The sequence below is a fragment of the Wolbachia endosymbiont (group A) of Bibio marci genome (assembly GCF_947251645.1).
GTDB lineage: Bacteria > Pseudomonadota > Alphaproteobacteria > Rickettsiales > Anaplasmataceae > Wolbachia.
In genome coordinates this window covers 702621-718903 of the sequence record NZ_OX366364.1, presented here as the reverse complement: position 1 = coordinate 718903, position 16283 = coordinate 702621, and the positions used below count along the sequence as shown (strand labels likewise).

Genomic DNA, 16283 nt, shown 5'->3' with positions numbered 1-16283 from the left:
CCTCCCCTTTTTAGTTGTTCAACAAATATAGAGAGGCTAAAGGGAGTGGTATTACTTAGATAAAAAACCAGGCAGATCATTCTGAAATTCTTGCATTTTCTGTCTATAACTAACCCAAGAAAGGTTTCCCGCGATTCATTCGCGGTATCTCAGCCGCTAACACGTAGCGGGATGACGGTTGTCGTTTAGCTATAAATATTAAGAAATTTACCAAATAAAAAAAAAGGCAAAAGAAGCCCCGTGGTTGGCTAGTTACTTACATTATACTTTCAAGTATGGCGTTTTTTTATTCTAAACGTTTAATAACCGCGATTCAGCTGCTTTTAAACCGCAACTAATCTAAATTATAAACGTTAAGAAATTTACTAAACAGAAAAAAGGCAAAAGAAACCCTAGGGTAGCTAGTTATTCACTATCCATTTTTTAAGTTGGCGTTTTTTGATGTTTTAAATGCTTTATAAGCGTATTTCAGCTTGTGTAGGTAAAAACCTAGAAATTTGATAAAGACATAAGGTGCACATAGTGCAAAAAATTAAACATGAGACGCCAAATACGTTGAGTTTTTTTGTCATTTAATCTGTACAGAGAAGATAAATAAATAGCTTCAGTCTCATGATAAGGGGGCTGGCGGAGGGTGTCAAGCAAATTTTTCGTTTCTGTGAGCCACCTGCTAACCGACAGCTAACATTAACTACCAATATCATGTCTGAAGAAACCCCCTGGCCATTCTAAAAAATTTAATGCTGAGTACACCTTACTTTTGGCTTCCTCTATAGTGCTCCCTTCTGCTACTATATTTAGCACTCTTCCGCCATCTGAAACCCAATTACCACTCTCATCTAATTTAGTACCAGCATGAAACACCAATATACCAGGAATGCTTTCAATTTTATCTAATCCCTTAATTACTTCTCCCTTTTGATAATCACCCGGATAGCCTTTACTTGCAACAACTACACAAATTGTAGATTTGTTATTAAGCTCCACCATTTTGACATTTAACTTTCCTTCTGCAGCTGACAACATCAATTTTAACAAATCGCAATTTGAATCAAATCTAGGTAATATAGATTGCGTTTCTGGATCACCGAATCTAACGTTATACTCGAGAAGTTTTGGGCCATCTCTACAAATCATTAAACCAGCAAAGAGTACTCCCTTATAAGGCGTACCCATGTTAACCAATGCTTGAGCTGTAGGGTATATTATTTTTTGGATAATTTTTTGCTCCATGTCCTTACTTATAATTGAAGGTGATGAGTACGATCCCATACCTCCAGTATTTTGGCTTTCATTACTTTCATCAACTCTCTTATAATCTTTTGCACACCCAAGAGTTACTACTTTCAACCCATCAACAAGAGCAAAAAAACTTACTTCTTCTCCAATTAAAAACTCTTCTATGATTATTTCTTCACCTGATTCACCAAATTTTTTCTCCACTAGCATTGAATCTATTGCTGAAAAAGCTTCGTTTTCTGCGCAACATATCATCACGCCTTTCCCTGCCGCAATTCCATTTGCTTTCACTACAAGTGGAAACTTTATTTTATTGCTACGTACAAAATCTTTAGCTAATCCTTCATCAACAAAACACTCATACTTGGCAGTTGGTATGCCATATCGCTTGCATAGTCCCTTGGTGAAAGACTTTGATCCCTCAAGCTTTGCAGTTGCTTGACTCGGAGCAAAAACATTTATTCCCTCTGCAACTAAATCATCAGCAAGCCCATCAATTATTGGTTGTTCTGGACCAATAACAACCAACTCTATATTTTCTCTCTTGCAAAATTGTGTAACATCTACTGAATTTTGAATATTTACATCCACAAGAACTCCCAAATCTTCCATGGCCGGGCAACCAGGAGTTACATATAACTCAGTCAAGATAGGAGATTTTTTTAGAGCCCAAAGTAGAGCGTGCTCACGTCCACCAGAACCTATAACCAGAACCTTCATCTTTATTTCCTCGCTTTTCTATATGTCAAAATTATTATTTGCTTATAACAGTATCATTACTCATGTATTTTTGCAACACGTTTGGTATTGTAATCGATCCGTCGGAATTTTGATAATTCTCCATTATGGCAATAATCGTTCTTCCTATAGCTAAAGCTGAGCCGTTTAAAGTGTGAACATATTTTTTTATCTTTTTATCAGTTTCTGAAGAGTATTTAGCGTTCATCCTTCTTGCTTGAAATGCACCACAATTTGAGCAGCTTGATATTTCTCTATATTTATTTTGCCCAGGTAACCATACCTCTATGTCATAAGTCCTTTGTGCAGCAAAACCCATATCGCCACTGCAAAGCAGCATTACTCTGTATGGCAATTCTAATTTTTTTAATATCTCTTCAGCAACACTCGTCATACGCTCAAGCTCATCATTTGATTGGTCTTCAGTTGTGATGCTTACCAACTCCACTTTACCAAATTGGTGTTGCCTTATCATGCCCCTGGTATCGCGACCTGCACTACCTGCTTCTTTACGAAAGCACTCCGAATATGCAGTAAAGCGAATAGGCAGTTCTTTTTCTTCCATTATTTTGTCAGCAACTAAATTTGTTAAAACCACTTCACTTGTGGGAATTAATCTTAATTCATCGGTAGTTAAATATGAGTCATCAGAAAATTTTGGTAGCTGACCAACGTTATACATCGCCTCGTTTTTCACCAAAGTCGGGTGGTACACCTCAGTATAGCCAAATTCATTAACATGCATTTCAAGCATAAAATTTATTAGCGCTCGTCCAAGCTTAGCTAACTGTCCTTTTAATATCGCAAATCTTGATCCGGAAATTCTTGCCGCTTGTTCGAAGTCCATCAAATTTAATTTTTCTCCGAGTTCATAATGAGATTTTGCTGTAAAATCAAACTGTCTTTTTCCTCCATATCTTCTCACCTCTAAATTAGAGTTCTCATCTGCGCCTATTGGCACATCTTGCGCAGAAATATTTGGCAAGTTAGATAAAACATTCACTAACTTATCCTTTTCTGCTTGCTCTTTTAAGCTAATTGCCTCTATCTCATTCGTGATGTCTTTTGACAACTCTATTTGCTCTTCACAAGGGCTCTTGCTCATTTTAAGCTTCTTTATTTCCTCTGTGATTTCATTGCGCTGCCTATTTAAATCTTGCAATTTAGTGGTTAATGACCTTTTCTCGTGATCAATTTCTAATACCTCTTTTGCAGTAAACTCTCTTATCCCCCTGCTTTTCATTGCCTTTTCAAATCCTTTAGGGTTTTTGCGTATATATTCTATATCGTGCATATATTGTGCTATTACTAACATTATTACTGTACTTCAAAAGCTCTTAATATTCAATATTTTCTCATACTACTAAAATTATTATGGTTGATTTTTTTGTTAGAATTTGTTAAAATTTAATTAACTTAGCGTTCATAGGATATAGTATGTTGGGCATCACAGAAAAATATAATCAATTTAAAGAGAGCACTTACTTTGCTGGTGGGAAATTTGTTATCTGCGCTACTTGTGTATGCCTAGCAGCCACATTCGCTGCTGGCTGTTTAGGAGCGGTAATAGGATCCCCTCTATTGACCTTTCCACTTGCTATGCTAATTTCTCATCCTGTGATTTGGATTATAACGGGAGTAGTTCTTACAACAGCATACAAATTAGCGAAGAACTATATTAATGGAAATGGAAAAGGAGCTTCAAAGGGGGAAAAGAGTGAAGAAAAAGATACAGAACTACAAGATTTGCAAGGCAAGACTCCAGAAAAGCAAGCAAGACCGAAAACTCCTGATAGAGATAGTGGTATTGTACCAGGCAGTGAACCCGATTCAAGGAACAGTAGTCGTAGAAGCTCTTTGGATAGTGGTTTGGGTGGTAAAGAGTTTCATGAAAATTTGGACACTCTTGTGCATCAGACAAATAGAAAGAATTACGCTTACTGGTTGCAGCAACATGATATTGCTCATATTGCAAGAATTAAATATAAGTATTCAGAAGGTTTTACGGATGGTGTATTCTTCTGTATTCCTGGTAATCTTGAATCCTTGAGTGAAAGGTTGAGAGAATATAAAAATAAAGCAGAACGAGAGAGTTCGAAAAGGATATTTACTTCAGTTATTAATTTGGGTGGTAATCATTGGGTAACGCTAGTTGTTACATACAGCTTAGATAACAAACAATTTAGAGCTTATTATTGTGATTCTTTTAGTGCTGATTTACCAAGTCCTGGTAGTCAACGTAAGAGAATAGAACTTGCAAATGAAATTAAAGAATTGGTTACACCTCTTACTGATCAAGCTAGTGAGTTGAATGCGCAAGGAAAAAAAGAAATGAGTAAAGATGTCAAAGAGACAGCACAAACGTGTCGGAACAAGAAAGATGAATTAGTTAACGTCCCAATAAATACCGATAATATAGTGAGTGCACTGGAAGAAATTTTGAAAATAGGAAAGGATAACATAAGAAGCTCTAAAACTAAGCAGCAAAACGATGGCTGCAATTGTGGCATATTCGCACTAGAAAATGCTCATAAAATTACACAAATGCTCAACGAAGGCAAATCATTTGACGAAATTGACAAAGAGTTATCAGAATATAAATTTGATTTGAATGGGAAAAGAAGAGAGTTTACAAAAGCGCTTATGGAGGATGAAGGGTGGAAAGAGCATTTAAAAAACGGGCTTTTGTGCGATCTTCCACCAGGAACGGACACCTCTCTTACCTCAAGGGTGCAGAATACAGCTCAGGTTGCTATATAGTTTACAATGAAGAATTACCATTAACCTTATGCCCCTGCAAATAGGAAGTTTGACGATTGATTCCCCGGTAATCTTAGCTCCAATGTCTGGGGTGACTGATTATCCGTTCAGAAGTATTGTAAAGAAACTTGGTGCAAGTTTGTTAGTCTCAGAAATGATTGCAAGCAGAGCCATGATTATGCAAACTCGCCAGAGTCTGCAAAAAGCAAAAGTCGATGAATTAACTGCTGTGCAGCTTGCTGGATGCGAGCCCGATGTTATGGCAGAAGCTGCAAAACTAAATGAGGATATGGGTGCAAAAATTATAGACATAAACTTTGGTTGCCCTGTTAAAAAAGTTGTAAACGGTTATGCAGGATCAGCACTAATGCGCGATGAGAAAAAAGCCGCTGAGATAATTGAGTCCGTAGTCAAAGCAGTGAATGTGCCAGTTACGGTGAAAATGCGCACTGGATGGAACGATGAAAATCGCAATGCACCGAGACTTGCGAAAATTGCCGAGGATTTAGGAGCAAAAATGATTACTGTACATGGAAGGACAAGAGCGCAGCTCTATAACGGTCAAGCAGATTGGAAATTCGTTAGAAATGTTAAAGAGCAAGTGAGAATTCCAGTTATAGTAAATGGCGATATTAAAAACTTGAGTGATATTCAAAGTGCTCTTAAAGAATCCGGAGCAGACGGAGTGATGATAGGTCGTGGTGCCTACGGTAAACCTTGGCTGATTAATCAAGCAATGCACTTTCTCAGTGGAAGTAAAACTTCTGAGCTAACAGCTTCAGAGAGATTAAGCATCATACTTGAGCATTACGATAATATTCTTGAGTACTATGGAAATGACACGGGGATAAAGGTGGCCCGCAAACACATAGGTTGGTACAGTAGCGGGCTTCAATGCTCATCTGAATTTCGTGTGAGAGTAAATAACATGACAGATAGCACAGAAGTGAAAGAAAATATTATTGGCTTTTTTGGTCAAGAGACACACGTATCTGTTTAGGGGCGTGGCTAATGTGCAAATATTGAAGCAAAAGTGGTCAGTGCTTGACACTGGCTTTTTAAGTCATAAAAACTTACTTGACAAGCCTCGCCAGCCCCCTTATCATAACAGTGAAGCTATTGTATTTGCTTTCGCCAATCTGCAGATTAAAAGGTAAGGATTACTTAATGTATCGGCGTCTTATGTTCAATTTTTTGCAGTATATAGATACTGTATGTCTTTACAAAACTTCATCTACATCTAGATTTTTATCTAAATAAGCTGAACGCGCTTATAAAGCGTTACAAGACATCAAAAAATGCCAATACTCGACAGAGATAGTAAAAGACTAGCTAACTCGGGGATTCTTTGTCTTTTTTTCTGCTTAGTAAATTTCTTAAACATTTGCAGCGTAGGTTAGTTGCAATTAAAAGCAGCTGAATCTCGCTTGTCAAGCGTTTAAAACATAAAAAACGCCAATATTTTAAAGCGGATAATAACCACGGGGCTTCTTTTGCCTTTTTTTTCATTTGGTAAATTTCTTAACGTTTGTAGCTAACATGAAGCTAAGTACGAACTTTGTTAAACACAACAAATGGTGTCATCCCAGCGCTTGACACTGGGATGGCTTTGTTGCATCGCACCTTATACTGGTAGTAATTTACGATAAATATCATGTAGCCATTTCAAATTTAGCCATACCAATTTCAGTAAATTGATTAAGCAAATAGCACTTAATCAGCAATTCTTTTTCGCGATTTACTTCGGATTTATTCCTAAAGCTGAATCCAAATATTTGCTTTAATCTTGAGAAAAACCCTTCAATATAAGATCTTTTCCCATAATTTACTTCTTTTTTCCATTCTTTCACGCCATCTTCACCGTATAATTTTATTAACCTAATAGCAGCATTTCTGCCAGACATATAATCTATTTTTGAATGTTCTGCTGCATCCTTTTTTGGTAGAACTTTTGTCTTTATATCGTATTTCTTACACAATTTATAAAGTTTGTGCCTATCGTATGCCCTATCTGCATATAATGCTTTTATTTTGTGCTGAAAATTAACTTCTTCAAGCAAATCGCAAGCTCCATAGTGGTCAGAGTAGACGCCATTACTGTATCTTGCAGCTATAGCTTTTTTACTATTCACACTTAACATAACATGTAACTTTCTTACTTGCTCGTAGCTTCGGTACTTTCTATCTGCACTGTTTTCCTTACTGTGGCCAGGAGTGTTACTGTAAATGCTGATACTTGTGCTATCTATGATAATTTCAATATTTTCCATGTTGCTTTTATCAACCCTGCAATCATTTATCTTAATATTAAGTTTTTTAAACCTTCTTGATGCTTGTGAATAGCTGATAACTGCCAAATTTTTTCCTATTTGTTGCAGATATCCTTTTATAAACCCCACCGTTTGTCTTAAACCAATTCTAAAAAGATTGACAATTATATGCACCAAAATTACGACTTTATCACTGTAAATATAGTTGCCGCCCTGCATTTTTGGACTATTTTCATACCAATTTTCGATAGCTTCATCGATGTAACGAAAAATATTTCCCCTTTTTTCAAGGAATTTGTTATATTCGTTTTGGTTACTGACTTTCATTTTCTGTGGCATATTTTTTCTTCAACAGTTAAATGGTTATTTATAATGAATTTTGTCAGTAGCCACCAGATTTTTTCGGTTGCTATGTAACAAAGCCCACTGGAATCCAGCCTTGCCGTAATCTCATCAAGAACGTTGTAACCACTTTCCATGCTAGTTTGCTTGTGAATAAGCAAATTTTTCTGGATCCCAGTGTCTGGACACTGCCCTTTTGGATGGAAACCAGTGTCAGCTACTTGGATGACAAGAGAATGATGTTATTCCAGACTGGAATGACACCATCTGTTGTAAACTCACTTTTACTTTATTGGTTATCTTGTTATGCTACCTTGTCTACCTTATTTTGTCACTCTCCTGAACTGATACGAAACACACTAGCTGTACTCAATTCGACTGATCATATGCCACTACGCTCTCTTCCTCACCAGAGTGTAAATAACAACCATTATCCATCAACCATTTCTCGTCATAAGTTTCAATATCAAAATATTTTTCATATTCATCTATATTATCACAAAGTGAAAGTGCTCTGATCTTATTCATAATCAAACCTGTACCAGCAGGAATTAATCTTCCTACTATAACATTTTCTTTTAATCCACTTAAAGGATCGCTCTTTCCGCAGAATGCTGCTTCTGTAAGTACCTTTGTTGTCTCTTGGAAAGAGGCAGCAGAAATAAAGGAGCTAGTTTCAAGACTTGCCCTAGTAATCCCCTGCAGAATAGGAAGATAATGAGTAGGCCGTTTGCCAGAGTTACTCATAGCATCATTTTCCCTATCAACTTCCAGCTTGTCAATGCTTTCGCCAATCAAGTACATAGTATCACCAGGATCAGTAATTTCCACTTTTTGTAGCATTTGTTTTAAGATCACCTCTAAATGCTTGTTGTCTATACGAACACCCTGCAATCTATAAACTTGCTGTATTTCAGAAATCATATAGTGTGCTAAAGCTTCTAACCCAAGCACACGTAAAATATCATGGAGATCAGGGTCACCATCCATCAATAGATCACCTTTACGTACAAAATCACCTTCATTGACTATTACATGCTTACTTCTTGATACCAAATATTCAACTGGAGAAATTTGTTCATCTACAGGTTTAATTAATATACTGCGTTTTCCTCTACGGTCTTTTTCAGAAAACGCTACATAGCCATCTATCTCACTAACAATAGCATGCTCCTTAGGACGACGTGCTTCAAATAACTCTATAACCCTCGGTAAACCACCAGTAATATCACGAGTTTTAACTGACTCTCTTGGTGTTCTTGTAATAACATCACCTGCATGAACCTTCTGGCCATCTTGTACATTGAGCACTGCCCCGATTGGTATAAAATAACATGCTTCAACGCCACTTGCGAGTGTCATTACTTTACCATTATCGTCAAGCAGCACAATACGAGGACGTAAATTAGCTCCACCAGAATGCAATTTCCAATCTTTTACTACTTTGCTTGATATTCCTGTAGATTCATCCATCACTTCAGTGATCGAAACTCCATCTTTTAAGTCCTGATAAGACACTGTACCAGTCTTCTCCGTGATAATAGGCAATGTATAAGGATCCCATTCCGTAACTTTATCGCCAATTTTTACTGACCCACTCTCATCCACATAAAGTTTAGCACCGTAAGGTACACTATGCTTCAATTTTTCACTACCAAGGCTATCAATCAACACGACTTCACAGGAACGGCTTATCACAATTTTATTTCCGTTTCTATCTATAATTATATTACTATTGTTTAACTTTATTTTAGCATTAATAGAAGCTATAATATTCGAGGATTCAACGCCTCTAGTCATTACTCCACCTATATGGAAAGTACGCATCGTTAACTGAGTACCTGGCTCTCCAACAGATTGAGCAGCTATAACACCAACTGCTTCACCTATTGAAACAATTTTACCAGTTGCAAGGTCTCTTCCATAACATAAAGAACACACACCAGGACTTATTTCACAAGTTAAAGGCGATCTAATTTTTATAGCATCAAGACCTGCAATGCTGATTTGCTTTACTTTATCCTCATTAATTAATTCCCCTGCTTTTACTAATAATTCTTTTGTCACTGGGTTATATATATCATTTGCAGCTGTTCTACCCAGCACAACACTCTCTAGAGATGCAACTATAGTACTTCCTTCAACTGTAGCTCTCACAACAAGACCATTTTTTGTTTTACAGTCATACTTTGTAACTATGCAATTTTGAGACACATCAACTAAACGACGAGTTAAGTATCCAGAGTTTGCAGTTTTAAGCGCAGTGTCAGCTAAACCTTTACGTGCACCGTGAGTAGAATTAAAGTATTCAAATACGTTCAATCCTTCACGGAAATTAGAAATTATAGGTGTTTCTATAATCTCACCAGAAGGTTTGGTCATGAGCCCTCGCATTCCTGCTAGCTGTTTCATCTGTGAAGTAGAACCCCTTGCACCAGAGTTAACCATCATATACACTGAGTTGTACTTACTATTTTCATCATATATAGATATTGCTTTTAACATATCATTAGCTATCATATCCGTACACTTAGACCATTCATCTATAACCTTGTTATACCTCTCACTTCTAGTTATTAGCCCATCTTGATATTGCATAGAGAATTTCTTAATTTCACCCCTCGCGTGATCAACATGTGTAGCTTTAGTTTCAGGTATAACCATATCACAACGACCAAAAGAAACACCAGAAAATGTGGCATACTCAAAGCCAAGTACCATTAATTTATCAGAAAATGCCACTGTAGCACTTTGACCACAGTTACGATATACTAAATCAATTATACTAGTTATTTCCTTGACTGTTAATATCTGATTTATTAGATCGAAGCCTAGATTCTCATGCTTAGGAAAAATTTGCCATAATATTAAACGGCCAGGAGTTGTACAAACAGTTTTATAGTGAGTTTCACCGCTGCTATTAATATACTCCATCCTATACTTTATACTAGAATGAATATGCAAAGTACCATCACTCAAAGAATGCTCAACTTCACAAAAAGCACCAAAAGATGGTATATTATCTTTCTTAGGTTCTTGTAAAGTCAGATAATATATACCAAGTACTATATCTTTACTAGGAACTATAATCGGTCTGCCATTAGAAGGACTTAAAACGTTATTAGTAGACATCATCAACACCCTAGCTTCAAGCTGAGCTTCCAATGAAATTGGCACATGCACTGCCATTTGATCACCATCAAAATCAGCATTAAACGCCGTACAGACAAGCGGATGAAGCTGTATTGCTTTGCCTTCAATAAGGATTGGCTCAAAAGCCTGAATACCAAGTCTATGTAGCGTAGGCGCTCTATTCAACAAAACAGGATGCTCTTTTATTACCTCTTCAAGCATATCCCAAACTTCTGGTTTTTCTGCTCTTATCAACTTACTAGCAAACTTAATAGTTGGAGCCATACCATACATCTTAAGCTTTGAGTAAACAAAAGGTTTGAATAGTTCAAGAGCCATTCTTTTTGGTAATCCACACTGATTTAGTTTCAAAGTTGGACCAACAACTATTACAGAACGTCCAGAGTAGTCTACCCTTTTTCCTAAGAGGTTCTGGCGAAAACGACCCTGTTTTCCTTTTAACATATCACTAATGGACTTTTTATATCCAACAGCACCAGCTTTATTTACCAAAGTACTACGACGACTATTATCAAAAAGAGAATCAACTGCTTCTTGTAACATTCTTTTTTCATTACGAATCATAATCTCAGGAGGATTTAAGCTCAACAATTTCCTCAACCTGTTATTTCTATTAATAATAGTCCTATAATGATGATTCAGATCAGAAACTGCAGGACGACCACTTTCAAGCGATACCAAAGGACGCAAATCAGGTGGTAAAATAGGTATAGTTGTAAGTATCATCCACTCAGGCCTATTTCCAGATTTAATGAAGTTTTCAACAATACGCAATCTCTTTATAATTTTCTTTCTTCTTATCTCAGAAGCAACAGACTCTAATTCTAGTCTTAAATCCTTCCTAATTTCATGTAAATCAAGGCGCGTTAGCAACTCTCTTATAGCTTCAACACCTTGCATAGCTACAAAACTATCGATCCCATAGCTATCTTTAGCTTCATTATAAGCTTTTTCACTAATAATCTCACCTTTTTCAAAAGGCGAAACAAGAGGATCTATCACGATATAATTATCGCTATGTAAAATATTCTCAATATCTCTGAGAGACATATCCAATAATGCTCCAATTCTTGAAGGAAGCGATTTCAAAAACCATATATGAGCAACAGGAGATGCAAGCTCTATATGACCCATCCTTTCTCTTCTTACTTTAGAAGATGTAACTTCTACTCCGCATTTTTCGCATATGCGACCCCTGTGTCTTCTTTTTTTGTATTTTCCACATAAACACTCATCGTCATTGACAGGGCCAAAAACCTTAGGGCAAAATAATCCACCTTTCTCAACTTTGAACGTACGATAATTTGCAGTTGAAACATCTTCTATCTCACCACAAGATATACGCTTAATACTTTCAGGGCTAGCAATCGATATGCTAACCTCATTAAAAGGTTGTGCAATGTTAGTGTGAGATATATCTTCAATCACTACATCATTTTGCTTTAAATCTACATTTAAACATAAAGAACGTAGTTCTTTTATCATCACATTAAAGGATTCAGGAATTCCACATTCAAAATTACTGTCACCTTTTATTATCGACTCGTAAATCTTAACTCTACCATTAATATCATCAGACTTCACAGTTAACATTTCCTGCAAAGTATAAGCAGCACCATAGGCTTGTAATGCCCAACATTCCATTTCACCAAAACGCTGACCACCAAAATGAGATTTTCCTCCTAGAGGTTGTTGAGTAACCAAACTATAAGGCCCTACTGAACGCGCATGAATTTTACCATCAACTAAGTGGTGCAACTTAAGCATGTACATGTAACCAACTGTAACCTTGCGGTCGAATTTTTCACCACTGCAACCGTCATATAATACAGCTTGTCCAGAGTTATCCAAACCAGCAAGTTCAAATAATTTTGCTATTTGTTCATCTTTTGGACCCTCAAATACAGGTGCAGCAACAGGAACGCCATCACGTAATTTACGTGCAAATTCAATGAGATTATTATCACTAATATTACGAATATCATTACAGATAGATACGTTACTACCATAGCTATAAACCTCAATCAGGAAATTACGTAAATTGCTGTATGAACTTTTACAAGAGTTCAAATAGTTCTCTACTAACGCATTCAACTCGTCATTTAGTGCATTCTTATTAGGTGTATTTAAAACAGAAGCCATTATTTCATCATCATCAATATTTTCAATTTTTTTATTGTCAAGGTATGCTACTGCAAATTGTGTAAAATTATCATCGTTAAGGGACCTAATTCCCTTGCAAAAAGCACTTTTGATTTTATTGATCTCATCGAGAATATTACTTACCCTTTCCCCTAATTTTCTACAAGCCCAACCTACATGCGTTTCCAGTATTTGCCCTACATTCATTCGTGAAGGAACACCAAGAGGGTTAAGAATAATATCAACAGGAGTACCATCTTCCAAATAAGGCATATCTTCCACTGGCACAACTCGAGAAATCACACCTTTATTCCCATGTCTACCAGCCATTTTATCCCCTGGTTGCAGACTATGTTTCACAGCAATGAAAACTTTTACTGACATCGACACACCTTGAGGCAGGTCATAACCTTCATGTAATTTTTCTACTTTTCGCTTAAACTGTGCTATTGCATGTGATACTTTTTCATCAAAATCTTTTTTTAAGCTCTTAACTTGCTCATGAATGGATTGGTTTTTTAATCCTATACCCCACCATTGCTCACGTTCAATAGAGTCAAATTTTTCTCGATCTTGAGAACCAGAATTAATAAGAAGTTTCTTCAGTTCATCATAGAAATATTCACTAGTAACATTGATTATATAATCTCGCTCTTCCTCAAAGTCATTTACCTCTTTTTGTTTGATGAGTAATGCCCTTTCATTTTCTTCAACCCCCCTGCGTGTAAAGACTTGTACATCAATTACTGTCCCTTCAACATCTGGAGATGTATATAAAGAGGAATCCGCACAATCGAATGACTTTTCACCAAAAATTGTCATTAATAACTTCGTTTCAGGAGGCAATGAAAGAGAAGGTTTAGGTGTAACTTTACCTACCAGAATATAGCCTGGACCAACTCTTGTACCAATTTTCACTATACCACTATCATCCAAGTGATATAGATTTTCTTCATTAACACCAGGTATAGCACGAGTTATTTTTTCTGATCCTAAAGGGGTATCATGTACAACACAGTCAAATTCTTCTATATGAATAGAAGTAAAGAGATCTTTTTTAACAACTTCACTAGAAATAATAATAGAGTCTTCAAAGTTATAACCTTGCCAAGACATAAAAGCGACTAGCAAATTTTTACCAAGCGCCAACTCACCACTGTTAATTGCAGGACCATCAGCTATTACATCACCCTTTTTAACATAATCACCTACGCACACTAGCGGTCTTTGATTAATACAAGTATTATGGTTAGAACGCTGAAATTTCCTTAGATGATAAATATCTACATCCAAGTAGTTAACCCTTTCTTTATCAAAAGCACGTATAACTATAGAGTTACTATCAGAACTATCAACTATGCCATCGCGTTTTGCTAAAACTACAGCACCAGAGCCAGAAGCTACAAAAGACTCCATACCAGTAGCAACCAGAGGAGCGGTAGGCTTCAATAAAGGTACGGCCTGACGTTGCATATTTGAGCCCATTAATGCTCTATTAGCATCATCATTTTCTAAAAATGGAATCAAGGAAGCTGCAACTGATATTACCTGCTTAGGAGATACGTCAATGTAACTCACCTGATCACTACTTACCATAATGAAACTACCAGCATATCTACAGTATAGCATGTCATCAACAAAGCAATTATTTTCATCGAGCTTTACGCTGGTATCAGCTATATAATATAAACCTTCATCTATAGCAGACAGATACTCAATTTGATCAGTAACAACCCTATTAACTACTTTTCTATAAGGACTTTCAATGAAACCATATTTATTAATACGCGCGTATATAGCTAAGCTGTTGATTAACCCTATATTTTGCCCTTCAGGAGTCTCAATAGGGCAAATTCTTCCATAATGAGTTGGATGAACATCACGCACTTCAAATCCTGCCCGTTCTCTTGTTAAACCGCCAGGACCTAACGCGGACAACCTTCTTTTATGTGTTATTTCAGATAACGGATTAGTCTGATCCATAAATTGAGATAATTGAGAAGAATTGAAGAAATCTCTTAAGACATTAGTTAACACTTTTGGATTAATAAAATCAGATGGAGAAACTTTATCTAAACTAGAAGTGGACATAGAATCAACTATTGCGCGTTCCAATTTCAACAACCCAGTTCTAAATTGATTTTCTATAAACTCTCCAACTGATCTTACTCTTCTGTTTCCTAAATGATCAATATCATCTACAGATCCTTGACCGTCACGTAACAATACTATTTTTTTTACAATTTCAATAATATCTTCATATGTTAAAACAGTTAAATCCTCATCATAATTTAATCCAAGGTAAGAGTTAAGCTTCAACCTACCAATGTTAGACAAATCATAATATTCCGGACTGAAGAAAAGATTACGGAAAAACTCCTCTACTATCTCTAAAACAGGAACTTCACCAGGACGCAAAACTCTATATATTTCATATAGCGCATCCTGATAAGACATGTTTTCGTCTAAGAAAAGCGTATTTAATATATAAGGTCCAACAGATACATTATCTATGTTCAATACTGATATTTCATCCACAGACAATAACTCAAGCTTCTTTATGTCTTCCAGCTTTATAGATTCACCAGCAGATAAAATTTTCGTAGAGCTAGCACTATCCATTAAATCTTCTGCGAGGAATAAACCACATATAGAATTAAAAGGAACCAGATACTCTTTTAATTCATTATCATATAGCTTTTTAGCTAGTCTTGAGGTAATACGAACGTTAGCTTTAAGCAGCACATTACCTTCAATATCCATTAAGTCGAAAGGCAGCCTCACTCCTTTAAATTTATCAGGAACAAAAGGCACTTTCCAACCATCTTTATGTTTTACATACTTTATTTTCTGATAAAATCTATCGAGTATATCATTATTTGATAGACCCAACGCCTTTAATAAAACTGAGATTGGCAATTTTCTTTTTCTATCAACACGAAAATACAAATGGTCTTTAACATCAAATTCAATATCAAGCCAAGAACCCCTATAAGGAATAATTCTAGCAGAATAGATCAATTTACCAGAATTGTAAGTTTTTCCCTTATCGCTATCAAAAAATACACCAGGAGACCTATGCATTTGTGAGACGATAACTTTTTCCACACCATTAATGATGAAAGTGCCCTTATCAGTCATCATAGGCAACCCACAAAAGTGGACTTTCTGCTCTTCTATAGATTTTACAACGGTTGCAAGTTTAGAATGATCTCCACTCTCTTTAATCGATTTATATTCATCAAGAGAAATACCATCCTGCATAACAACAAAACGTATAGAAGCAATAACCTGAGCAGAAAAAGTTACACCACGCTTTATACACTCAGATTCGTCATACTTAGGATCATCTACCATACAACTTATAAACTCAATAGTAGCCCTACGCAAAGGATCATTTATTGGAAAGATTGTATGAAAGATAACTTCAAGTCTTTCATTACCCTTATTCTTAGGAGCAAATGAATTATACGATTCTTTTTGAACCTTAACCAAATCCAATAAAGAATCTTTTAAATCAATCGACCTAGAATAAGAAACTCTAGGAACAAAAGCACCAGAAGCGTACATATAAGAAGAATCAACCATTAAAATACCCCAAATTAATTAAAAGAGCTATATCAATATAAAATTAATACA

7 protein-coding genes are annotated in these 16283 nt (G+C 36.1%); 2 read left to right on the top strand and 5 right to left on the bottom strand.

Features of this window, described 5'->3' with window-relative positions; translation table 11 throughout:
- Positions 1 to 687 precede the first annotated feature (687 nt).
- Complete coding sequence (gene purD / locus OPR48_RS03810; protein ID WP_265025470.1) at positions 688 to 1959, bottom strand: phosphoribosylamine--glycine ligase; 1272 nt, start codon at positions 1957 to 1959, stop codon at positions 688 to 690.
- Positions 1960 to 1993: 34 nt separating this feature from the next.
- Positions 1994 to 3271 (bottom strand): serine--tRNA ligase, encoded by a 1278-nt coding sequence (serS, locus tag OPR48_RS03805; protein ID WP_265026622.1) that lies wholly within the window; start codon positions 3269 to 3271, stop codon positions 1994 to 1996.
- A 143-nt stretch (positions 3272 to 3414) separates the two neighbouring features.
- Here serS and OPR48_RS03800 point away from each other — a divergent pair, with 143 nt between their 5' ends.
- The gene (locus OPR48_RS03800; protein WP_265025469.1) at positions 3415 to 4737 is read left to right on the top strand and encodes a Ulp1 family isopeptidase; all 1323 of its coding nucleotides are present in this window, start codon (positions 3415 to 3417) and stop codon (positions 4735 to 4737) included.
- Between the two features lie 28 nt (positions 4738 to 4765).
- Positions 4766 to 5737: a tRNA dihydrouridine synthase DusB gene (gene dusB, locus OPR48_RS03795; RefSeq protein ID WP_265025468.1), complete on the top strand. Its 972-nt coding sequence runs from the start codon at positions 4766 to 4768 to the stop codon at positions 5735 to 5737.
- Positions 5738 to 6389: 652 nt separating this feature from the next.
- Here dusB and OPR48_RS03790 read toward each other — a convergent pair.
- From OPR48_RS03790 to OPR48_RS03780, 3 genes are all read right to left on the bottom strand, one after another.
- The gene (locus OPR48_RS03790; RefSeq protein WP_265025467.1) at positions 6390 to 7346 is read right to left on the bottom strand and encodes an IS5 family transposase; all 957 of its coding nucleotides are present in this window, start codon (positions 7344 to 7346) and stop codon (positions 6390 to 6392) included.
- A complete protein-coding gene (locus OPR48_RS03785; protein ID WP_265025466.1) occupies positions 7331 to 7486 on the bottom strand; it encodes a hypothetical protein in 156 nt (51 codons plus the stop codon). The genes OPR48_RS03790 and OPR48_RS03785 overlap by 16 nt, the downstream gene beginning before the upstream one ends.
- Positions 7487 to 7718: 232 nt before the next feature.
- On the bottom strand, positions 7719 to 16232 hold the full coding sequence (locus tag OPR48_RS03780) for a DNA-directed RNA polymerase subunit beta/beta' (RefSeq protein WP_265025465.1): 8514 nt from the start codon (positions 16230 to 16232) through the stop codon (positions 7719 to 7721).
- Positions 16233 to 16283: the final 51 nt, after the last annotated feature.

Bases quoted from the DNA above. Each gene is read 5' to 3' on its own strand.
- purD (WP_265025470.1), bottom strand. From the start codon at position 1,959: ATGAAGGTTCTGGTTATAGGTTCTGGTGGACGTGAGCACGCTCTACTT.
- serS (WP_265026622.1), bottom strand. From the start codon at position 3,271: ATGCACGATATAGAATATATACGCAAAAACCCTAAAGGATTTGAAAAG.
- OPR48_RS03800 (WP_265025469.1), top strand. From the start codon at position 3,415: ATGTTGGGCATCACAGAAAAATATAATCAATTTAAAGAGAGCACTTAC.
- dusB (WP_265025468.1), top strand. From the start codon at position 4,766: ATGCCCCTGCAAATAGGAAGTTTGACGATTGATTCCCCGGTAATCTTA.
- OPR48_RS03790 (WP_265025467.1), bottom strand. From the start codon at position 7,346: ATGCCACAGAAAATGAAAGTCAGTAACCAAAACGAATATAACAAATTC.
- OPR48_RS03785 (WP_265025466.1), bottom strand. From the start codon at position 7,486: ATGGAAAGTGGTTACAACGTTCTTGATGAGATTACGGCAAGGCTGGAT.
- OPR48_RS03780 (WP_265025465.1), bottom strand. From the start codon at position 16,232: ATGGTTGATTCTTCTTATATGTACGCTTCTGGTGCTTTTGTTCCTAGA.